Annotated in this window: 21 protein-coding genes and 1 pseudogene; 11 read left to right on the forward strand and 11 right to left on the reverse strand. The window is 43.6% G+C overall.

Annotation, left to right across the window (positions count from 1 at the left end; translation table 11 throughout):
* The first annotated feature begins 16 nt into the window (after positions 1 to 16).
* The 7 genes from GWK48_RS06760 to GWK48_RS06790 all read left to right on the forward strand — a co-directional run bounded on the left by GWK48_RS06760 (position 17) and on the right by GWK48_RS06790 (position 6,753).
* Entirely contained in the window at positions 17 to 1,663 is a 1,647-nt protein-coding gene (locus GWK48_RS06760) for a DOMON domain-containing protein (protein WP_174630780.1), read from the forward strand.
* Positions 1,664 to 1,784: 121 nt separating this feature from the next.
* Positions 1,785 to 2,612: a hypothetical protein gene (locus GWK48_RS06765; RefSeq protein WP_246263761.1), complete on the forward strand. Its 828-nt coding sequence runs from the start codon at positions 1,785 to 1,787 to the stop codon at positions 2,610 to 2,612.
* A gap of 183 nt (positions 2,613 to 2,795) precedes the next feature.
* Positions 2,796 to 2,993, forward strand: a complete 198-nt coding sequence (locus GWK48_RS06770) for a SepZ protein (RefSeq protein WP_174632627.1) — start codon at positions 2,796 to 2,798, stop codon at positions 2,991 to 2,993.
* A 15-nt stretch (positions 2,994 to 3,008) separates the two neighbouring features.
* A complete protein-coding gene (locus GWK48_RS06775) occupies positions 3,009 to 3,614 on the forward strand; it encodes a DUF1404 domain-containing protein (protein ID WP_174630784.1) in 606 nt (201 codons plus the stop codon).
* Positions 3,615 to 3,874: 260 nt separating this feature from the next.
* The gene (locus GWK48_RS06780) at positions 3,875 to 4,030 is read left to right on the forward strand and encodes a hypothetical protein (protein ID WP_174630786.1); all 156 of its coding nucleotides are present in this window, start codon (positions 3,875 to 3,877) and stop codon (positions 4,028 to 4,030) included.
* 10 nt (positions 4,031 to 4,040) lie between these two features.
* Positions 4,041 to 5,918 (forward strand): hypothetical protein, encoded by a 1,878-nt coding sequence (locus GWK48_RS06785; protein ID WP_174630788.1) that lies wholly within the window; start codon positions 4,041 to 4,043, stop codon positions 5,916 to 5,918.
* 64 nt (positions 5,919 to 5,982) lie between these two features.
* Positions 5,983 to 6,753, forward strand: a complete 771-nt coding sequence (locus tag GWK48_RS06790; RefSeq protein WP_174630789.1) for a hypothetical protein — start codon at positions 5,983 to 5,985, stop codon at positions 6,751 to 6,753.
* Between the two features lie 8 nt (positions 6,754 to 6,761).
* Here the strand turns inward: GWK48_RS06790 and GWK48_RS06795 are convergent, their stop codons facing one another.
* Genes GWK48_RS06795 through GWK48_RS06805 form a run of 3 tightly spaced genes read right to left on the reverse strand, consistent with a single transcriptional unit; the run spans position 6,762 to position 9,337 of the window.
* Positions 6,762 to 6,956, reverse strand: coding sequence for a hypothetical protein (locus GWK48_RS06795; protein ID WP_174630791.1), 195 nt, complete (start codon positions 6,954 to 6,956; stop codon positions 6,762 to 6,764).
* A 4-nt stretch (positions 6,957 to 6,960) separates the two neighbouring features.
* The gene (locus GWK48_RS06800; protein WP_246263762.1) at positions 6,961 to 7,248 is read right to left on the reverse strand and encodes a hypothetical protein; all 288 of its coding nucleotides are present in this window, start codon (positions 7,246 to 7,248) and stop codon (positions 6,961 to 6,963) included.
* A complete protein-coding gene (locus tag GWK48_RS06805; RefSeq protein ID WP_174630793.1) occupies positions 7,235 to 9,337 on the reverse strand; it encodes an AAA family ATPase in 2,103 nt (700 codons plus the stop codon). Before GWK48_RS06805 ends, GWK48_RS06800 begins: the two co-directional genes overlap by 14 nt.
* A gap of 501 nt (positions 9,338 to 9,838) precedes the next feature.
* Between GWK48_RS06805 and GWK48_RS06810 the strand changes: the two genes are divergently transcribed.
* Together GWK48_RS06810 and GWK48_RS06815 are read left to right on the forward strand one after the other, a co-directional pair.
* Positions 9,839 to 11,698 (forward strand): 4Fe-4S binding protein, encoded by a 1,860-nt coding sequence (locus GWK48_RS06810; protein WP_174630794.1) that lies wholly within the window; start codon positions 9,839 to 9,841, stop codon positions 11,696 to 11,698.
* Positions 11,699 to 11,707: 9 nt separating this feature from the next.
* On the forward strand, positions 11,708 to 12,703 hold the full coding sequence (locus GWK48_RS06815) for a CBS domain-containing protein (protein WP_174630804.1): 996 nt from the start codon (positions 11,708 to 11,710) through the stop codon (positions 12,701 to 12,703).
* Between the two features lie 561 nt (positions 12,704 to 13,264).
* On the opposite strand, the gene GWK48_RS06820 is transcribed toward GWK48_RS06815, so the two are convergent.
* Together GWK48_RS06820 and GWK48_RS06825 are read right to left on the reverse strand one after the other, a co-directional pair.
* On the reverse strand, positions 13,265 to 13,597 hold the full coding sequence (locus tag GWK48_RS06820) for a hypothetical protein (protein ID WP_174630806.1): 333 nt from the start codon (positions 13,595 to 13,597) through the stop codon (positions 13,265 to 13,267).
* A 237-nt stretch (positions 13,598 to 13,834) separates the two neighbouring features.
* Positions 13,835 to 14,806: an acetamidase/formamidase family protein gene (locus GWK48_RS06825; protein ID WP_174632631.1), complete on the reverse strand. Its 972-nt coding sequence runs from the start codon at positions 14,804 to 14,806 to the stop codon at positions 13,835 to 13,837.
* 176 nt (positions 14,807 to 14,982) lie between these two features.
* Here GWK48_RS06825 and GWK48_RS06830 point away from each other — a divergent pair.
* A pseudogene (locus GWK48_RS06830) lies at positions 14,983 to 15,258 on the forward strand (zinc ribbon domain-containing protein); the annotation flags it as partial.
* A gap of 114 nt (positions 15,259 to 15,372) precedes the next feature.
* Here GWK48_RS06830 and hjc read toward each other — a convergent pair.
* The 6 genes from hjc to GWK48_RS06860 form a co-directional block, all read right to left on the reverse strand.
* Positions 15,373 to 15,783, reverse strand: coding sequence for a Holliday junction resolvase Hjc (gene hjc, locus GWK48_RS06835; protein ID WP_174630809.1), 411 nt, complete (start codon positions 15,781 to 15,783; stop codon positions 15,373 to 15,375).
* Positions 15,784 to 15,826: 43 nt separating this feature from the next.
* Positions 15,827 to 17,476, reverse strand: a complete 1,650-nt coding sequence (locus tag GWK48_RS06840; protein ID WP_174630810.1) for an ABC transporter permease — start codon at positions 17,474 to 17,476, stop codon at positions 15,827 to 15,829.
* Positions 17,473 to 18,426, reverse strand: a complete 954-nt coding sequence (locus GWK48_RS06845) for an ABC transporter ATP-binding protein (protein ID WP_174630812.1) — start codon at positions 18,424 to 18,426, stop codon at positions 17,473 to 17,475. Before GWK48_RS06845 ends, GWK48_RS06840 begins: the two co-directional genes overlap by 4 nt.
* 2 nt (positions 18,427 to 18,428) lie before the next feature.
* Positions 18,429 to 19,883, reverse strand: coding sequence for an ABC transporter substrate-binding protein (locus tag GWK48_RS06850; RefSeq protein WP_174630814.1), 1,455 nt, complete (start codon positions 19,881 to 19,883; stop codon positions 18,429 to 18,431).
* A gap of 264 nt (positions 19,884 to 20,147) precedes the next feature.
* Complete coding sequence (locus tag GWK48_RS06855; protein WP_246263763.1) at positions 20,148 to 20,525, reverse strand: hypothetical protein; 378 nt, start codon at positions 20,523 to 20,525, stop codon at positions 20,148 to 20,150.
* A gap of 832 nt (positions 20,526 to 21,357) precedes the next feature.
* The gene (locus GWK48_RS06860; RefSeq protein ID WP_174630816.1) at positions 21,358 to 21,507 is read right to left on the reverse strand and encodes a hypothetical protein; all 150 of its coding nucleotides are present in this window, start codon (positions 21,505 to 21,507) and stop codon (positions 21,358 to 21,360) included.
* Between the two features lie 48 nt (positions 21,508 to 21,555).
* On the opposite strand from GWK48_RS06860, the gene GWK48_RS06865 reads away from it, so the two are divergent.
* On the forward strand, positions 21,556 to 22,290 hold the full coding sequence (locus GWK48_RS06865; RefSeq protein ID WP_281359960.1) for a nucleotide-binding protein: 735 nt from the start codon (positions 21,556 to 21,558) through the stop codon (positions 22,288 to 22,290).
* Positions 22,291 to 22,422: the final 132 nt, after the last annotated feature.

A 22,422-nucleotide genomic window follows, 5' to 3' on the forward strand; every position in this document is an offset into this window, starting at 1 on the left:
TTCCGAGGTGAATTAAATGGCAAACGGAAATAATGTTAAAACTCTCCTCATCTTAGGTTTTATTTTTATGATAGTCCTCGTTGGAGTAGCTTATGGGGCAGACGTCCTCTTAAACGCGGCTTCCAGTGCCTCAAATACAGTAACTGCGTATTACGTTCCTAACGCGCAGTTAAATGAAGGAACTCCAGGAGACGAGGCTTTTTGGGAAACCATCCCGTGGAGCTCAGTCCCTCTTGAACCTACTGTACCGGTACCTAATGGAATATCGGGTCATACAACGATTGTATACGTTAAGGCTGCATGGACATATGTCCAAGGAGTACCTTACATCTTCGTGCTTATGAAAGCTCCAGTAGTAGGGCAGGAGTCATGGCTAGCTTGTCCCGAGAGAACACCACAGGGACAGCTTTGGCAGCCGTTCACACTAGTGTTACCTGATGGCTGGTACGTGGTGAATGTTTCGTATTCAGCCAGCAATGAGGGAGTGGCATCAGTTTACACGCTGCCTGCTTCTGAACAAATGGGATATCCACCAGGCCAGGCCCTAACTAACCCAATTACCATATACGTTTACAACCAGTCTGGTAAGCTGTACGGTCAAATAATGGGGGCCATAGATCCCTATGGGAACCCACTAAACAATGGTAACCCAATTAATATAACTACTATTAATTTAAACTACAATGGCACACCTGTGACTTCACTATCTCAGTTCCTATCGTTAGGTCTAAATGGTACCACGTGGTTCCAGGATACGTATAATTTGTTCTATCCTGAGGACACTGCTGGATATGTATCGTTATTTTACAACAACACTTACATGTACCCAGAAAGGTTGGCAATAATGTGGCTACTGGGAGGTGTACCCAATTCTTGGACCCAGGTTGCCTATACTCCTCACATGATGCCTGGAACTTCCGGTGCACTTTCCGCAGGACAAGCCGAGTTATGGGTCTTAAATGATAACCCAAGGGCTAATAATACACAGGACTCAGGATACCCTGGACCTACATTCTTCAGTAGGACATCCCCGCCAGCATATATTCATCATAGGAGGTACAAGGATCCCCTTAACCTAGGATATCTACCTAACCAAGGTCTAATAGCTGACCTATATGTTAACGGGTCATCAATTTACTACATAGGAGGAAACTACCAGACTGCCTTCCCATCAATTGACAACCCTCACATTTCTCCATGGTCAGTAGCTAACGGTAAAGCTAACGTTTCTCAACTTTGGAATCCCTCAGTAGTAGCTACTGGTTTCGACTTCGTTAACTCCCCCACAGGTCCCTACATGATTGCAGAGTTCGCGAGGACGTTCACGACTTACGGCGTGTCCGGAGGACAAGGTGAGTCGCACTATCAGATCCAATTACAGCCTGGTCAGACCTATCACGTGGCGTTTGCGGTATTCCAGGGAGGCTCTGGAGAGTCTGTAGACTTTAAGGCCATATCCTTCTGGTGGAACCTATACATACAGCCTGACAATCAGAGTTCCATTTCATTCCTACCCTTATTCCTTATTGGTAGTTCTATATTGACTCCTGCTATGGCGTTCATACTACTTAATCCAGGGATGATGCAAGAAATGTCCCTAAGGCTAGTACCAATAATAAGACAAGTAAGGCAGATTGGAAATGAACAGAGATTTAGGCATTAATTTAAATCTTTTTTCTATCATATATGTTATTTCACTTTTTCTTGAACTATTCTTTAATAGGGAGTTTTTGGCCGGTACCATTCCTATTGGTTTAATTGGAAACGTTCAGGTTATTGATAGAATGTTCACTTATCTTTATGTAATTGGTGCCGTAGCTTTTGGTTTGGTACTTATCATGCAACCTATCATATTGGGCATCTCTGCCTATGTAGGGAACATAAGTAGGACAGGGAAAGCACTGCTTTGGTCTAGTTTATACCTTTCACTTATCCTTGATCTAGTTCACTTGATCGAGGGATATGATAACACCTCATTTAACCCTCCTTTAATATTTTCAATAATTTATGTTATTCTGTTGATTTCTACAATTTTAGCAGTAGTCAATTATCTTAAAAAATGGATTGTTTTAGTCGTGTTGATACCTGATCTCTTGGCTTACTTGACCCTATTAGGCGATTGGTTCTTGCAATTGACAGGGAGTTCGGCCTTCGGGACTATAACCTATGCTGGAGGAATTGTAATGCCCTACTTCATAATCATCAGCGGTACGACTTTCATTGTTTACGCTATAAAGAGTGGGATAAACAAAAAGTTACTTTTGCCTTTTCTGGCGTTGTCTTTACTGGTGGGTTTAATCGTATACTTTAACCTTATACCTGGTTTAGGGCAAATGGTAGGTATCACTTTCCCCTATATATTGGGAATCTTGGGAGTCAGGGATTGGATGCCCCCTCTTCTCTTCGCTGTGGGCCTTACGGGAGTGGGCTCTGCTTATCTATTATACAAAAAAGATCCTGCAATATCCCTTTCTGTATTATCCCTGTTTTCTGGGGCCTTGATATTTGATAGCGTAGACACGACGGTATATTTGTTGATTCCAGTATCTGCAATATCTCTGTTAGCCATACTAAGCTCTATCCAGAAAAAGGAAGCTGCTTTCAGGCAATAGTCGAAAACCAGTATTTTAAAATCTCAACTGAATTTGGTATAATCTCTAACAACACCCTAGAAAGTGGTTCTATGTTCTAGAAAATGGTTCTATGTGAGTTTTGAAGATCATTGTGACTTCCAGATCTCCTTTAGATCTCAAGAAGATTTATAAACGAGAATTATAAACATAATATTGATAAACATGGCAGGAGTAAAGACTGTAAGAAGGGTTCTCGGAGCAGTAATAGCAGCAATTGGAGTAACTGCGTGGGTATCGGACTTGTTTTTGGTGCAAACGCTACCTTATTCTGAGTTCGCCAATGATTCGTTTGTAGCTATAGTTCCACTATCGGGTGCAGTGTTAGTAGCTGGAGGAACTTTACTCGGACTATGGAGTTGACCGGGTGAAGAGACCATGCCCAAACCAAGTAATATATATCTTTTTCTAGGACTTGCCCTTGTGGTTGCGAGCATTAATCCCTTCTCTCTTCAGATTTCCTCGTCTCAGGAAGTGGCAAAGTTCTCGTTTGATATGACCCTAGTGTGGGGAGCAGGTCTTATAGGGATATGGCTCGCTAAGGTGATATATAGTAAGGGCGGTAGACTCGGGTCGAGCTTTCTAGACTTTAACTATAGGACGAGGGGTCTCTTCCTATCATGGTTGATAGGCGGTTCAATAGTCACGTTTTGGTATATACCTGGACCTTTCGCCTTGAGCGTTGTCAGTCCGTCGATAAGGGCGCTTCAATTGATTACCTTTATCATAGCAGGTTTAGTGTCTGGAATCGGATGGGACGGTATGCCTAAAGTATGGAAGAGCATAACGATTTTTGCGGTGTTCAGCATGATGGCAACTATGGCAGAGGTGTTTTTAGAAATGGGTACATACTACGCTGTGGATGTGTATAGACCGTACTCAGTGTCCCAGTTAGTTGAGACATCGTATTTTCTATTTGCTATGGCTTTCATACCTTCAACTTACTATATGGTGAAGATATTAAGGGATCTAGATATATTTTAAAGTATTTTTCCCGTAATATAATTAAAACGAATGAATCTCAAGTAAAAATTTTATCATTCCTTGGTTTTGATGAAGTTTCAAGTTCTGCTTAAGTGAAACTTTATTGTCCCTATCTTTTTATCTCCCCGAGTAAGCAAGACAACAGGTATTCGAAGTAGCCTTAGATCTTGGATTTTTGAAATACACAGTACTGTTACTACCAAATCGGGAACAACGAAAGTTTTTTATATTATTTTATTTATATTCTATCACGATAGAACATGGTATTGCTTTTAGAAACCCAGGAGAACTTATACCAAGTAATATTCTTCCTAATGGCTGTGGTCTACCCGATCTGGTACTACATTATCTTGTGGAAGGCAGAAAAGGATCCCCAGGTGGACATATCCGAGGTTATGAAACAGGAGTCCGCATGAGGGATTTTTATTGGAAGATAGAAAGCTAACTGATATTTTTCAACTAAGATTTATAAGATTGATATTTTCAATCACTTTTGTACTATATTTCGTGTTTTATCAGTATGTGGACAGGATACTGTTGTTTCAGGACATTTTATTGCCTCAAGGTGTCAACATTGTGGTTGACACTTCCCCACCTGTCCCACCAAATCAGATGCCTTATCCCTTATGGGGCCCATTTCTATCTATAACGACGAGATACTTTGACTGGGCTATGACGCCGTTGTCGTTGAGCATTTCGTTTATCCTCTCCTTCCTTGTGGCATTGAACGTGAGCCTTTACATTTTCCTCTTCTACTCCATAAGGATGAGTAGTAAACATAAGTTGGCAGCTTCCCTCGGTCTGTTGGCTACCTCCCTGTCCTGCTCATGTGAACTTTTCACTGCCCTGATTGGGGCTACTGTGTCAAATATCCCCTTTCTAGTATCCATAACCTTCATGAATCTGTTGGGTGAAGCTTTGACCGTTGTTGCAGGTACCATATTGGTAATATCATCTCTGGTCATTGCCTCAGAAATAGTCGGAGCTAAGCCCTTTTCATGGATGAGGTGGAAGTTAGGCATCCCAGTAGCTATAATATTTGCACTTACGTTACTTCTCCTTCCTCAAGGGAAGGAATTCTTCCTCGCCAGACTTGTGATTTCTATTCTAATAGGAGGGATAGTGGGCTACGTCTTGAAAAAGGCAGGAAAAATAGGCAACCCAGGGAAATACTCTTTTTTTGTCTCTGCAGTAATAGTCTCAATTCTCTTCGTCATGTTTGAGTACTTTAATAGCTTAGAGGCAATTTCACTCTCCATCTTGTCGGGATTTTTAGGGTATCTAGGTTACATCAATCTAAAACCCTGGAGTAGGCTTGGTCTACTTCATATAATCGGTTGGAGCCTTATTATGCCTGGTCCCATTTCCTTAGTTCTAGGTAGTCCAATACCATTCTTTAGCCTCACTGGAGGTAAGGCCATCCTCTTCTGGATTACTGCATGGATATTCGGCACACCCATAGCGTGGCTTGCAGGTGTTCAGTATCTGCAGTACATACGGGATAACCTGGCAACTTACAGTTCATCTCTGAGGCTTCCACCAACCAGGTACACGGATTATGGCTACCTAAAGTGGCTAGTGTTAGGTGGACTGGCGGTGTTCTCCCAAATAGCGTTCTTCTCAACCCACTCGAGGTACTTCCTAGACTATAACGGATACGATCTTCTGTTTTTAGAGACGATGACTCTTTCCTCCACCTTTCTAATGAGCGCTGGACTTGTCGCGATTGGGTATGGAGTATACCTGGCCATTAAGAGGAGATACGGTTTCCCAGTTATTAGTAAGAAGCACTTCTTGTTGGCTTCCATCCTGTATGGAATTGTCGAAATGCTTGTGACTAAGATGATGATAATAGCGCCGAATGGCTATCCTTATCCACCAGTCCTCGTTTTAGGGTACGGGGAGCCTATGTATGCTCCCGCTGTGACTATTTATGTGCCAGGTATCATTGGGTTTTATCTGTATCCAGTCTCTGTACTGGCTTTGGTTTCATCCTCTGCTCTTTCTGGATACATTTGGGCTTTGATATATAATCAGAAACGGAAAAAACTTGGCTCGTTAACTGCGTTCAGCCTTCTGACTGCGTGTCCGTCCTGTGGTCTATCTGCGTTAGGGTATGTCATATCTTCTACGGTAGTCGCATCCAGCATAATACTGTCCTTTTATAGCCAAATAGCGTTTACTATTGCGTCCTTAGCCATCTTGACTGCCCTATTGGTCTACGTTATTCGTACAACCAACTTATCGTGCAAGTTAGATCTTACCCAGCCAGTTGAAAGAAAAGGTGATCTTAACCCAAGGTAAACGAGGGTTTTCCCTTGTGAAGTTTTTGAGCTATTGTTTATAAACCATGATTTTAAAGTCCTATATGGAAAACCTAACGGTCTTAATTGGCTTGGCCTCACTAATGGTTGCGGTCATAGTGGTGCTTCTCTACTACGTCTCTAAAGTGACCACCAAAGTTGGTACTTTCTTTCTATACTTTGCTTTCTTCATGATGATATTTATGCTTATAGGGGCTTCTGTGTACCTGTTTTCTCCTAGCGAAACGAGTTTGGGAATTGCAGTGGGAATTAACATGGTGTCAATGATTCTTTTCCTCGGTTATTTCTTTGCTGTTGCGGAGAGACTGACTGATAAAGTGACATTCACTTGGTATCACTATTATTCAATCTCCTTGTTGACCGTGATAAATGAGGGGTTAATGGGGCTGACATTTGGGTTGGCCCAATTTGGTGTAGCCCCGTTCTCCTCCCTTGTTTCCGGGATAAACGAGTCGATAAACAGCTACTGGTTTTTCTACCCAATGATGGCGGAGATGTTATCGTTGTATCTAATTTCGCTTTCCAGAGGGAGATCACGCATAGAGCTCTTTCCCTTCATAGGGATCACAGCTTTTCCTCCAGTCATATTTCAGGGGATCCTGATCTGGAAATACTTCTCTATTATAATGGACGTGGGTCTCTCCTTGTTCGGTATATATTTTAAGGGCAGTTGGCGGTACCTATATATACTTGCTGCAGTGGGTTCTTTGAGCGCCCTCTATCTACCCTGGATATTTGACGTGGCTGTGATAGCGGGAATGGTAATGTATTACGTAGGTGTTTTTAGAACTGAAAGACTGTCCGGGATAAGATGAAGTGCTCATCAGTAATCGAAGTACTTCTGGATGTCCTTTATCACAAGACTCAGTAAGACGCCGCAGACTGCCAGATCTACCCCTAGGACACCTATGAAGAGCAAGGTATTTTTAACAAATATTATGTCCAGGAAAAGGATTATTGCGAAAAGGATACCTATCTGGATAACATTGACCATTGACCTTAAACCCTCAGTTGGCATTTTCTCACCTAAAGATCTTTCTGGCAAACAACACTATTAAATACGGTATGGTTTCAATCGAAACGAGAAAGGCTATGGGATCCACGACAAACCCCTCCAGAACTGCAAGAATAATGAAATATAGTGTTAACATGAATATAAGTTTTATCTCGGTACTTGTTAGATAAAATAGATCCAACCAAGAAACAAAGTCATTCCACGCTATCCCTAGAACTATCATCGTGAAAACTCCTGCCATTCCCACGGAGTACACTAGCAATCCCGCTATTGAGAAAATTTCAACTATAGGCACCACCGAGTCTTACTCTCTCCAAAAATGAGTTATAATAGTTGATCATAGCTTGAGTCACCGTAGGTTTAACTGATCTTATTGAATCAACGAGGTCCTCAAAGGTAATCTTGGAAACTTTATTTTCCTTCACCCCTCTTCTTATGGCAAGGAGCACTGCCTTATTTACAACACCCCTTATATCGGCAGGGGTGAAGTTTTCAGAGACTTTAGCTAAGTAAGAGAAATCTATTTTCTCATCGAAGGGATGTCTCGTTACCATCTTCTGGAACATCACCTTCCTGGTCTCGTAGTCCGGGGCAGGAACGTAAACCAGCTTCTCTAGCCTTCCAGGTCTAATGATTGCCGGGTCAATTATATCTGGTCTGTTGGTAGCTGCCATAAAGATTACCCTCTCCTTACGGGTCGCGACTCCGTCCATTTCCGTGAGCATTTGGCTCAAAGCCCTATCCGTAACCCTGTTGGGATCTGAACCCCTCACTGTCGCTATTGCATCTATCTCGTCAAAGAAGATCACAGTTGGGGACGCCTGTCTCGCTCTCTTGAAAACTTCCCTTATTGCTCGCTCCGTTTCCCCTACCCACATGTTCATCAGTTCTGGACCGCTGACTGCTATGAAATTGGCTCCGCTTTCATGTGCAACGGCCTTAGCTAGCATGGTCTTCCCTGTGCCTGGCGGTCCGTATAGCATTACCCCTGTTGGGATCTCAGCCCTCATTTCATCATAAAGGTTGGAGTACTTTAGAGGCCACTCAACGACTTCCCTAAGTTCTTGCTTTACCTGGTCCAGCCCTATAATGTCCTCCCACGTTACGTTCGGGATCTCCACTCTGAACTCCCTTAGTGCTGAGGGCTCAATGTTCTTCATGGCATCCATAAAGTCGGTCATAGTCACTTTCGCTTCTTCTGGGTTGTTCACCCTCCTTAACGCTCTCATGGTAGCTTCTCTGACGAGAGCCTCAAGATCAGCCCCAACGAAACCGTTGGTCATGGACGCTATCTGTTCAAGGTTAACGTCTTCCGCAAGGGGTATCCTCCTAGTATGTATCTTTATGATGTCTAGCCTAGCTCTTTTATCAGGAACGGGAATTTCAATTTCTCGGTCAAACCTTCCTGGTCTTCTCAACGCAGGGTCAATCGCATTGGGCCTATTGGTTGCACCTATAACTAGTAGACCCCCTCCAGAGGACACCCCGTCCATAAGGGTCAAAAGCTGTGCCACAATCCTCTTGTCAGCCTCCCCGTTAGTCACGTCTCTATTGGGAGCTATTGCATCTATCTCATCAATAAATACCATTGAGGGGGAGGACTTTTCAGCTTGTTCGAAGATCTCTCTCAATCTCTTCTCGCTCTCCCCATAGTACTTTGATCCTATTTCTGGCCCACTTATGAAGAAGAAGTTAGCCATTACCGAGTTTGCAAGGGCCTTAGCTATCAGGGTTTTACCTGTCCCTGGGGGTCCATAGAGGAGTACACCCTTTGGAGGACGAAAGCCAAAAAGTCGCGTGACCTCAGGTTTAAGTAGTGCTATATCAATGATCTCTTTAAGGGAAGCTATTTGTTCGGTCAGGCCTCCAATATCGTCCAGTGACACTAGGGGGATATTTTTCTGTGTCTGTTTGATGATCTCACCTGTGATCTCTATCTCAGTCTCACCCACTATCATGCCTACTTCCACTCTCGGTTCATAGGAGGCTACGACGAATTCGCCCTGTTTAGTCGAAAGAGGGATCCCCCTAGAAACTGGTACACTTCTCAGTTCCAGGTTTAATCTCCTAGTGTCAAACGTCTTTTGAGATGAAGGCGCTAGAACTACGGAGCTCAAAGGGACTGGTTCTATCTTTCTAACCACGACCTTCTCTCCATTTCTCACACCTATGAACCTTAGAACGTCATCGTGCACTGTAATTCCACCTGTGTTTTCCCTGTCCTCCTGGACAAGCAGAGGGAACATTTTATTTCCGATGATCGCTATGGTGTCACCGTAACCCAACCCCTTGCCCTTCATTATATCTGGGTCTATGAGACACACGTTCCTACTCTTGACTTTTCTTGTCCCACTAAATAACTTAATGAAGAATTCGCTAACCATCCCTTACCTAAGAAACTATGGGACTTTAGGGATAAAAAGCTTCATTCAGGGAGTTTTTATGCCCAAAATTAATTGAAAGGACATTGGTCTGCAAAATACGGATTAATCCTGTAAATAAATATCTATTACTAGTTAAAACTAGGTTTCCTAAACTTTTCCTGAAGGACATATGCTTGTCAAGAGAACTGTATGTTGAATAAGAATAAATAGTAGATCGTTAGTATATAACAGATTCCTCATAATTTCCTCATAATTTAAACAGATGACTAAAACTACGTCTAAATATGTTTAAAGATTTGCTAGCTATTTGGAAGAAATTTATAATTATAATTACATTATTTGTTCTATGAGTTATACAAAGTTTAAATAATTTAATAACAAAGTTACACTAAGTTAACAAATTATAGAAATCTTTTTAAGGGGGGAATACTACAGAGAGAACACCATGTTGTGTGTAAATATGTTTAATCATGTTAAAATACACATAAAAGTGGTGATATGATGCAGAAGATGGAGTACAAGGTTACGGAGAAGGTGAGGCGATATGAAAGAAAATTTAATTTTTATACTGCACTAGCTACAATCTTCACTGGAATATTTACATGGATTTCCGCTATTTTAAAGCAAGTTTTGATGATAGAGACAGGAATCCTTCTCTTCACGACCGCTTTAACTATCCTAGCGGTGAATCTTGTCGTGGACATAAAAGTTAAGTCCCACTCCAACTCTTGGGTATACGCTACTCCACCTAGGGAGATTTTAAAGTCGGCTGACAGGATAGGTAAGGAACTCTGTGAGCATAGACCCTCTCTCCTTGAAGGGAACAACCCCATAAGCAGACTGGTGTCCAAGATCTTTAAGAAGAGTTGGGCACATTTTGCTATTATTCTCCCAAGTTTTGTCATTTTCTATGTCGTCATGGCTACAGGTCTAATAGGGTATCAGAAGCTAGGTCCAGCGGGAATTTCTCTAGTTAATTTCGCGTCGGATATAAGTTGGCTCTTCTGGTTCCCCCTCCTATGGCTACTGACTTGGTTAGCAAATGGACGCGCCTGGTGCCAGACCTGTCCCTTCAGCGGGCAAGCGGAGTGGGTTCATAGGCTTCACCCTTGGAAGAAGATGAGCAAGAAACTAGGCCTCAATCTGAGGTGGCCCATCAAGTACAGTACCATCTTTTATTCAGCGGTAGGTTTCTCGGTTCTAACCTGGATGGAAGAATTCTATGGCATAGGGGGGCCTGGAGTTCCTGAGCTGACCTCTGTGGTGTTGATATATATAGGAGCGCTGGAGCTCTTCATAAGCTTGCTATTTCAGGATAGAACGTTCTGCAGGACAATCTGTCCACTCAGCGCCCCACTGGCTGTGACCACCACGATATCTCCATTGGGGACCTTTAGGGCTAAGAACCCGGAAGTATGCAAGGCTTGCACCACTAAGGACTGTATGAGGGGCAATGAAAAGTATCACGGTTGCCCGTGGTTTGCCTCCCCAGGCAGCAAAGAGAACTCCCCGATGTGCGGTCTTGCCTCGGACTGCTATAAGGCTTGCCCACATGAGAACATAGACTGGCAGGTAAAGAGATTCCCATGGTTAAGCGACCTCTCCTCAGGGAAAAAGAGGTTTGACTTTGCGTTAACAGTTACGTTGCTTACTGGAGTTGTATTATTCCAATTCCTGAACGCCCTTCCAGTTTATTCCATGATCGACGGATTCCTGAATTCAGTGACTGGTTGGGCTAACTTCGCCCAGTACCTTGTACCTGGTCTAGGAAAGTTTGGGTATTCCACTGACGGTTATCCCAACCCATTGGACTATTTCGCCATAAACTTGGTTCCTATAATTGGAGTAATTTTGGCAGCCAAGTTTGAGGAAAGGAGAGGGGTGCCATTAAAGTGGGGGTTCACTACCATATCATATGCGCTGATCCCTGTGTTTGCAGCGTCAATCCTAGTGAGAAACCTGCCTAAGTTCCTAGGTGGTTCTCCCCTGATACTAAACGAGATATTAGATCCTACAGGTGCAGGAATGCACAACAGTGCGATTTACTCTACCTTCTGGGGGTCATTCCTCCACTCCCTAGGCAACGATCCCCTCCACGCGTCTGCGGCCTGGTGGGTACTCCTGGTCATGGAGGCTGTGATGGCTTTTGGGATCTACTTGGGAATAAGAGCGTCTAACATGCTTGCGGAGACTGACGGGGTTAGCAAATGGACGTACTATGCAGTGGTCCTTGGCTTTGGCGTAACCTTCATGTTGGTCACGTACTGGATGTCGTCTCCTGCGAATCCGGCCCTACCTTTCTATAATCCCTACCTAGGAAACGTGGTTTACAACCCGTTGCAGGCTTCTCCACCGTTCTGAGGTGATAGTATGGAACCCATAGTCTTGATTGATGTTGACAGGTGCGTCGGTTGCTACATGTGCCAAAGGGCTTGCGCGCTAGCCCAATGCATAGAGATAAATGAGTTCACAAGATTTGCTGAGGTAGTCAGACCTGAGGACTGCACAGGTTGTATGGCTTGCGAAAGGGCTTGTCCATACAACTGCATTGAGGTACTCAGTGAGGGAGTTGACGTTTCAGCAAGGGCTAAGGTAACGTTGTCGAGAGTGAGGCGGTACATGAATAAGAGGTTGAGGACTGTCTTCTCAACTACCACGGTTAAGGAGGGGGCCATGATTATGACCAAGGAGAACATAGGCTCACTGCTCATATGGTCGGATAAGCTCAAGATAGCTACAGAGACTGACATCCTGAACGCCTGGTACACGGGAAAGGAGAATGAGCTACTTGTAGCTTTCTCTCATGAGGCAGTTACGGTAGAGGGTAGAGCTACTGTACAAGAAGCACTGGAGGTCATGATAAAGAAGGGAATAGGCCATCTTCCAGTTCTGGAAAGAGGGAAACTGGTGGGAATGCTGTCCATAAGGGACGCATTGAGGGCGTCCTCTGTTACATCGCCAGTTAAGGACCAGGGAATATTTCCCATTAATCCAAACGGGAAGGTGAGGGAATTCGTCAAGACCTGTCCAGTACTCCAGAATCCAACCAACGAAAAGGTCTTAGTCACACTCAGGGAGCACGGTCTAAAGGCCCTATTGGTTAGAGATAACGATAGGGTAGGTCTAATTTCCGTGAGAGATCTGACCAAGGCCCTCGCCCTAGGAAGGTCGCTAAAGGATCACGCTGAGCCAAGGTGGGTTAAACCCATTTCTGCGGAGGAGTCGATCTCTAAGGCCATTGCTATTATGATGGAGCATAACATCAGGAACATGCCGGTGATAGACGGAGAAGAATTGAAAATTCTAAGCGTCAAGGAGATAGCTAAACATGCAATCTGGATCACTGCCCCTGAGAGAGGGGCATAGAAAAAGTAGACCTTTTAATTTTAAAGTTACTATATTTTAAACTTATCTAGAAAAATATTTTAAGATATAAAGTTTTCTCCGTTTACGGATATGACATCTCTATGTCCTTATTGACTGGAGAGTTTCCTGAAGTAACCCTAAAAACCTCCGAGCATCTTCCCGTTAAGCTAATCAAAAATCCATGATAAAGAGAACGCAAACCTCGCCCTTAGGGCGGGGAGGAGGTCAGATGAAGCTCAAATGTAGACAATCCGATGGAACAGGCCGTCCTTTACGGACGTGCTCTTCGCGTTATGGACGTTCATACCTCCTCCAATGGCAGGTGAGATCTTAATCGTTACGCTAACCTTAAGTTATACTCGTCTTGAGATGACCTCAAGAGTCCTCAACTATGCACTCCAACTGCTGGGATAACGTCTTTCAGTACAGGATTGTATCTTAGACAAGTTGAATGTTGATATGGAAGGTCCATGAACTGGAAGGTAGGGAGAAAGTGCTGGGAGATGGAGGGATATTCCCTCACCCTTTAGGGTAGGGAAAGGATCCAGTGGCGGTATGTCTTTAGGAGACTATTCCTGTCTGAAAACTCTCTTTGTCTTTGGATTCATATTCCTCCTCTATCATCATTCTGATAGCCTTCCTGAATAATTCGCTTCTTTTCACCTGGGCGGTCGTCAGGTATTTTTCTATTTTACTATCTAAATCGTCTGGAATCTTCAGTGTCAGAATAGTTAACTCAGAAGAGCTAATCAAATCGTCTATAGGAATGTTCTCGTCGATGATTCTTTCAACTCTTTTCCTTATTTCCGAGGAAAGAGATGTTTTCCTCCTCCTCACTATTTCCCACGCCTGCTCAGCCAGACTTTTTTCAACCTTAAATGACCTTACCTTCATTCAGGAAAGTTTTAGTTTTGTAGATAATAAATTTTTGTTTAATTATACAAAGCAAGTTGATATCTTTGAATATTTCTAAGTATAATTCAAAAAACATATTTGTGTAAAATCTCCATACACGTTAGGGTAAGTCTCTTACTTTGTCCTCCTTCTATTTATCATATTAGTTATAAAATTTTACATAAAAACAAGATTCCGTAAGGGGGATGTTATCCAAAAAGCTGAATAACGCACCGATTAGAAGATGCTTAGTTTCCCCCTAAAGTCTTCAGGGAAAATATCCTTAGGGAGATATGCCGTTACTATCCAATTTGGCACATCTACGACTTGACTTACCTTCAGATCCACCGCTACGCTGGCCAGCATATATGCTTCCACCGGGCTCATGAAGCGGGATAAGATCGAGATAATCCCTTTCACTGCTTTTTTGCCTGCCTCCCAAAGGTTATGGTCAATTCCTGGATAGGCGAGATATTCCCTATAGTCCGTCTCTTTCACGGAAGGACTCTCAAAGATAGGTTGTTGAAGCCCTTTACCCTTGTGTAGCGTTACTCTCAGGGTTACGTCTATTGGTGCCTCTATGGCAGTCCCGCAGACTTCCCCATCTCCCTGAGCCAAATGTGTATCACCTAAAGAAAGGAGTGCTCCCTTAACGAAAACCGGAAGGTAAAGCCTGGACCCCTTTCCCAAGTGTTTAATGTCCATATTTCCTCCATTTTCCCTTGGAGGTATTGTACTGAACTTACCCGGTGAGGGTAATGCAGTGCCGATGACACCCGGAAAGGGATAAAGCGGTATCTTAACCGAGGTCACATCTCCAAACTTAGCCTCAGCGTACTCTCTCACTTTCCATATTTTTAAAGCGGGACCGGCTAGGTCTATCGGCGTTGTATACTGGTCGTTAGCTAAAAACCCAAAACCTGGTAGCACGCCGGTCCAACCCCACCCCTTATGTTGGAGATCTAAGAACTCGATTTCTAACGCGTCGCCTGGTTCCGCATTTTGGATCTCGATAGGTCCTGTAAGGGGGTGGATTCTTGAGAAGTCCAACTTTAGTAAATCTGAGGCTGTGGAACTAGGAGTAACCTGGCCGTCCGAAGCTTCCTTAGATTCAACCTTAATGACATCTCCTGACTTAATTGAGAAAACTGGTGGGAGAGAGTTGTCCCATTTGTTATGGGACAGCCTTGAATGGATTGTATACATGATGATAAGAAGAATCACAGGGAAATAAAATCTAGGTTATCCTCGTCCTCCGACAACGTGATTACATCAGTCAAGTCTCACCTCGTCTCGCCCTATAGGGCAAGACTTACCTAGCTATGCAATGGGATACTACGGAGCAATTCAACGGAAACGTAGCTCTTCTGTTACGTTAGGAAGTTAGACTCTATCTCATGCAGTACCGCAGACTACAGTACTGGATTGGATGGCAAGCTAAAAAGCGCGGTCTCAAGGTAATCTACGTCGACCCACACTTCTCCTTCACCTCATGGCCTAAGTGCGGGAATAAGATGGAAGAAACAGGACATAGGTACCTCAGTTGCCCTTGCGGTTATGAGATCGATCATGACTTCATCGCAGTCATGAACCTTTATGGGAGGCGTTGTCTGAGCCTCTCGACTGCCCCTCAAATGAGAGATGTAAATCCGAATCGATAAGGGGAACCCTTGCTTTTAAGGTGAGGAGGAAGTCAGAGATTATTTAACAAGTTAGAAGGACATTCGGGCTAGGTTAATTTAAGCCCGTCTAAAATACCAAAAACCGATCGTCTCTTAAGAAACTACGGTGCTAATCTCGGATCCTTGTAATATGACTTGTCCGAGTAGCTCCTCAAGAGGACGCGTGTTTTCGGTGTCGACTACCACGTCAGACGGGGAGAACACCTCAAAATAACGCCATTGCCTCAAACTCTTGAACTTGACAGCTATAAGCGCGTGACCCTCTAGAGGAAACATGGAGACGAACCTTAAGATCTTGTCTAACTGGATTGATCTTACCTTAACCTTCCTCTCCCAGGTACTCTTAACCTCTATTGACAGAAGTACACTACCCCTCACTGCAAACACGTCTGGCAAAGGGTTCCCAGAAGAATTTGAAGTCGGTATCCTCACCGAGTTGTATCCAGCGTTTCTTAGGATGGATACCAACTCTCTCTCAGCGTTCCTACCTACATCCTTATTCATGAGTAAATCTGAGTGCGGAATAGCAAATAAGGGAGAGGGCACTTCACACAAACTTCACACCGCTCCGCTGATCCTCCCTCAATATCCTGTCCACCGTTACGAGGGTTATTATCATCACTGGGAGGGCTGCTACCAAGGCTGAGGAGGCGAGAAGTCCCCAGTTCAACGACTGATCTCCTATAGCGTCTAAAGCGTAGACCGTGATTGTGAGAGCTCCCTCAGGAGGAAACCCCATGTTGAAGGGGGTATTGGCGAATATTAGAGGATAGAAGAGCAGGTGCCAGTTAAAGACAAAGGAAAGGAGAAATACCGTGAAGAGGGTCCCCTTAGAGAGGGGGAAAACTATCCTAGTGAGCTTTCTTCTTATGCCAAAGACCTGCGCTGCATCCTCGTATGCCCTTGGGAAGTCCAGATAGTAATTGTAAAATATCCAAGTAGCGAAGGTCGCCGTGAATATTGGGGTGGATAGGATCAGGGCCCACCAGGTGTTAATTAATTTTATTGAGGAAAAAAGAATGTATAGAGGAATTATAAACGATGCTGCAGGTAAAGAATAAAGGTAAATCGAGAGAAACAAAATCCAACTCATACCTTTCCTAGCAGACTCATAGGACGCAGGTAATGAGAGTAAAACTGTCATGATAGAGGCTGATATACCTACGACCGCGCTCGTCACCAGATAAGGCACCGACCCAGAGAGTGCAGACACGAAGTAATTGGCAGTAAGGCCCGTGGGGAATAGAATTGGTGGGGAGTGGAAATCTAGACTTGCGTTTCTGAAGGCCACCAGGAGCATCCAATAAACGGGGAAGTCTAAAAGGAATATTACAACTCCTGTTAAGCCCAACACTAATGCCTTGAAGGCTTTGTCATGGATCTTTATCTCGAAGGACGGGAGGTACTTTTTCCTCCTGGACCTGAACAGGAATATCAATGTCAATGACGGGAGAGTAGCCATTAACCCTAGTATTGCAGCTACAACTTCTCCTCCAGAGAAGTTCCCGCTCAGGAAAATTTCATCGAACACTAAGAGGGGTAGCGTTGTGGAGGAATACCCAGGGCCCCCCTGTGTCATTACGTAAGGAAGGTCGAAGTTCCCCATGGCTAGGACAAATTGGAGTAGAAACGAGATCCAAAACGCCTTTCCCACCATCGGTATGGCTATCTTACTGTAGTATTGAGATAGGGATAAGCCATCCATTAGGGAAGCCTCCTTTATCTCCTTACCAATGGACTTCAGGGAAGAGACTATGACTAAAAAGGAGACGGGGATGGATGACCAAACGCTCACTCCGGTAACAGCCCAAATGGAAGTACTGCTCAAGTAAAGCGGGTCAAAGGGGACGTGGAACAAGTAGGAGAACCAGCCGTACTTGCCGTAGAGGCTAATGGTCCATATCAGGGCTGAGGAAGTGAAGGGTATGGTGTAAGGTAACATAACCAGAAGGGAGGTAAATCTTGACCCCTTCCTCATTATATCAACGGAGACACCTAAAAGTAAACCTATGAGTGACGAGAGTAGGGCCGTAAAAATAGCGAAAATCAGGGTATTGACTATTATTTCATATACCGGAATTAACCTAAAAATAGAGAACGCAGTCTTAAGGTTGACCCCCAGGAGGAAGAATGCGCCGAAAAAGGGAATAACTCCAAATAGCGTAACGTAAGTCAAGTATGGGAGATTGTACTTCATGAGTTCCAAGGCCCCGAAATTTTTTTGAATTTGAACCTAATTTCTTGCCCAATTTTTAATCTCTTGTGGTGGAAGGCCCTTATCTCCTCGTCGGCGAAGTAGACGTAAACGAGGTATCTGTCACCCCAGAATTCCACATCAGTAATTTGACCCTTTAGATCACCATCTCCTATTTCCACGTCCTCTGGTCTTACCCCTATCTTACCCTCAAGACCTACGATCTTGCCGTCTATTATGGATGTGGGTGGATTCCCGAAAAATGAGGCCACGAATTCGCTCTCAGCGTTAGAGTAAACCTCTTCTGGAGTTCCGACCTGGATTATTTTCCCGTTGTTCATGACGGCAACCCTGTCTGCTAAGGCCATGGCCTCGATCTGGTCGTGGGTCACGTAAAGTGTAGTCACGTTATTCTCCCTCTGCACTTCTCTGATTAACTTCCTAGCGGAAATCCTCTGAATGGCGTCGAGGTTGGAAAGAGGCTCATCCATAAGGAAGACCCTAGGTCTCTTTATCAATGCCCTAGCTAGGGCAGCTCTTTGTTGTTGTCCCCCTGACAGCTCTGAAGGGTACCTCCCCAATAAGGCATCTATCTTTAGTCTACTAGACAGTTCCTCAACTCTTCTTAGAATTTCCCTCTTGTCTAACTGATTTTCCACAGGCATAACTATGTTCTCTAACACGGTCTTGTGAGGATAAAGGGCGTAATTTTGGAACACCATTGCCACCTCCCTTTTATGGGGAGGCACCTCCGTAACGTCCCTTCCTTCCAACAGTATGTTCCCTGAGTCTACCCTTTCAAGTCCTGCTACAGCTCTCAACAGGGTAGTCTTACCTGATCCAGATGGTCCTAAGATCACAAAAAATTCTCCCTTTTCTATTTTCAGGTTTATCTGGTCCAGGGCTTTCAACTTATCATACTGCTTGGTAACTGATCTGAGCTCTACGCTCAAGCTCAGGCACCATAGTAACTTTCGACTGAGGTCATCCACTGTTCAGCAGCTGTCTGTAGGACCTGAGTAGCGTTTGTGTTCTGCCCAGTTAGGTAGTTATATACCTGGCTGTTGAAGTCGCTTATTAGGGAGATGTAGGTTGGGGGTATATTCGGTGGATTAGCCCACGCATTTAACGCAGCGTGATAAGTTGCGTTCAACCATTCCCTTTGGTAAGGCGGAATTGATCCGTTATTTATCAGGTCCTGGAATGCCTGTTGGCTTGCAGGGAATTTGCCGAACTTCAGGAATCCTAACTCCTGGATCTGGGGTGAAACCAGGAACTGTAGGAACTGCTCTGCAATTTGGGGATGAGTTGAATACTGACTGACACCTAGGAAATCTGTTCCAGTTTCTGCATATCCACCAGGGAGAGGAGAGAGGGAGATGTCCTGAGCCACGGAGGAGTTGAGATATGAAAGTTGACTGGTAAAGAGGAACGCTCCTGCAGATTGTGGAACAAATTCTGGGAGATTATCGTAGCTTATCTGCAGCTGCGAAGGGGACGGTTCGTACTTAACTAGGTTGGCATAGGTCGCCAATGCCATAGCCCCAGCGGTGGAGTTGAAGGATGTGACAGGGAACTTCATTCCGTTTGGTATGAACCCCGTGAACATAATGTTGAAGCCAGGTACTCCTCCAGTGGTACTTCCTGATACGGAGCTGTCCCTGGCGTAATACCAGCCGTATACAGCAGGGAAGGCGTCTATTATCCCGTGTGATACGTGGTCGTCTATCAGAAACCCGTATTGAGTAACGTGATTGGAAGTCAGGAACTGATCAGCCATTATAACGTCAGTCCAGTTCTGCCATGTCAGCGGGTTGAACGAGACGTGGTATTGGCTCTGAAACTCTTGGGCTAAGGTTTGATTATAGAAAATGGAATTCCTAAAGGCCATAAGGTACACTGCTGTCTCGTAAACTACACCCACAGTTTCCTCCTTCCCAGTGCTCACGTTATAGATTACTCCTCCGAAGTCCTCTTGAGGTCCTATCAGCCCGGACAGGTTGAAGTCATTGAGAGGTAAAAGGTAAGGAGAAACCCTTTGGGCTGAAGTCGATGTGAAACCTATGATATCATACTGGGTGGAGTGGGCCTCAAGCGCTGTTAATTCCTTATTAATATATTCGCTAAATGGAAACTGAATCACTTGGACGTATACGTTTGGATGTTCCTCGTGAAATAACTGACCTGCATATTGAATAAATTGAGCAGATTGACCTGAGAAGGTGACAACGGTAATGGTTACATTCGACGTTGTGGGAGGAACCGTAGAGGTTGTAGTGTTTGTGGGACTTGTGACATTTGAGGGAGTGGAGGTGTGCGGACGCTGGTTTAGTTCAATGACAGTAACTGCAGCAATGATTATTACTACAACTACGACTACTCCTACTATCTTACCAGAAATGCCTTTCATGGGAGAAATAAATCATCCTGAGATTAAAAAGCTGGCAGTTTTCCTTAAAATTGATACCCAATAATTTAAAATTATATTGAAATCTACCAAGGATATGGAACCGTCATCGAGGAATTTCATGCTAAAATATGTTTGTATGTGTCAATCTTTCTATGGGATTTGTTGAGTACCCATAATTTAAACAAATTAGTAAAGTCTTATGTCCATTCAGGAAGCTACGAAACATTCGGGAAGCGAGGAAAAAGGTTAACTTACGAACTTAGATCACTTTTCACTGGTCAGCAATGTAAGGGTGACTACAACTATCAATATAATGTCTAATACAAATGTACCAAGAACAAAAGAGTTTATCGCTGGTAACGGCTTTCCCAGTATTGGTGCAGGGTATATCCTCGACTCAGTCAAAAGTAAGTAGTTGATCCAAGTTAAGATCAGGGTAGGGATATAAAGTAATCTAAGCCCTATTAACAAAATTGCACCTCCCACTAGAAATAGCACAGCATCTAAAATGAAAAAATAGCTCACAAGTGGTAGAAATTTAATGAGCGTTGTAGACAAGTAAAAGTGAATGATGGCCCATATCACCATTAGGGCTCCACCTAGGAACCTCAATGGCTTATGTATACTGGATACGTTGCTCATAAACAGAGTTTCACGAGATCTATAAATATACTTTTTCCCAAATGCTCTTTAATTCTAAGAGAGTATATTATTATTAATTTATTTTCATTAACATAAAAAATAACTGACAAAACTTAAAAATAGGAAAGGGACTAGGTGTTATCCCCACGTGTAGCCTCCAGAGGAACCAGAACTTCCGCTAGAGGAGGAACCAGATGAGCTCGAACTACTGGAACTGCTCGAGGTGTTTGATGTCCCGCTAGAGTAAGAACTCGTATGAGTATTCGTTGAGGTTGTAATTGAAGAGTGATGAGCGAGCGCCATTCCCATAAAAGTCCCTCCAATTATAAGTACAAGGACTGTTAGAGCCAAAACGCCTATCTTAATCCCAGAAAGCTTTACCACTTAATTTCACCATTAATGTAACTTATTTAGCGATATTTTATACTTTTACCCAAATCCACTTCACTGGAGAAGCCCTTTACTTAAGCTGGTACTATTGAATTTAGTTTTGGAATTGGATATGCTGGCTGTCTTTTTAAGTGATGTACGGGTGAGTTATCCTGTGGCCGTGGTAAGCAGTTTCAGTGAGACTATTAAGTATATATAACTCCGTACTGACATTTTTGTAAAATGCCGGATGTGGGTATATATCCCGAAAGGCTTGCATATGGACAGCCCAAGATGTGCGGGTTCCACTTAGACCACACCTCGTCTAGGTAGGTTAGGGTTACCGGTAATGGGGCGGAGGAGGGTGAAGGAAAACCCGCTTGACTCCCGTGAAGCCCAGGGGGTGAGGGTTGATATCAAGTATGAGATCCGATGAAACCGAAACCCCGCATTGTTGTCAATCTTAGATTCCATCTGACCTCCTCCTCATCCTAAAGGATGGATCCTGTCTTCTCCTTGTCGTTGTATCAATAATAATTGTACATCTTTCTTGGAATATCTCTAAAACTGGAAGGGTGAAGAACAATATCTGTATTAGTTTTCGTATTTTCATGAGAAAACTTATGGTGAATTTTTAAATTTGCTTCACTTAGTATAATATATGTTTTTGATAGAGTTCTTGGGGCTTAAGGGAGGGGTGGGAAGGTCTACCTTGTCTGCTCTTTTGGCACTTGGATTGGCTGAGAAGGGTATGAGGGTATCTCTAATAGATTTGGATCCATTGGGTTATAGTTCCCACCTTTTGGGAGTAAGGGAACCAAATCTGTCCCATAATTCTACGGAGGAAATACAGTTTCAAGGGGAAATAAACGTAGGGAGGGGTAGTGTGAATGTGTTGAAAATCTTCGGTCATGTGGGACTATGGAATTTGCTCAAGAGTCTTCCCAGAGAAGAAATTCAGCAAAGGCTCGAACATTATCTGAAGGTAACTAAGAACACAAAGTACGTAATAACCGATAAGTCACAATTTACTGGAAATACGAAAATAGTTCAGGATATTATAACTGAATCATTAAATCAATTTACAAAGAAGAGACTTTACATTACCGACTCCAACAGCATCAACTTGGAGTTAACAGCGAAATTAGTTAACGAGGACATCGACCCCTTTGGCGTTATTATTAACATGGTTCCTCCTTTTCCATCAGCGATGGAAAAAGCAAGGGAAGTCGCTTCTCTTTTTAAAGGATTAGTAGTAGTAAATCCCTTTATTGAATCCTTGTTTAATGTAGATTCCCTATCAACGGATCTTATCCCTGTTACTATTCGCAAATTGATTGGATTTTTAGATAGTCCCGCCCCTGATCTCCTAGTAATAATGCCCGATATGGAGTAGAGCCGTGATAAAATAACGGTAGACTTCGTGGGACGGAGAGGAGGTCAGAAAAATGGTCAAAGCTAACCATCTAGGGTTAAGAGTAGGGTCAACTTTAAGAAACGTATAAGTGGACCATTAGAACTATCCTTA

The sequence above is a fragment of the Metallosphaera tengchongensis genome (assembly GCF_013343295.1).
Taxonomy (GTDB): domain Archaea; phylum Thermoproteota; class Thermoprotei_A; order Sulfolobales; family Sulfolobaceae; genus Metallosphaera; species Metallosphaera tengchongensis.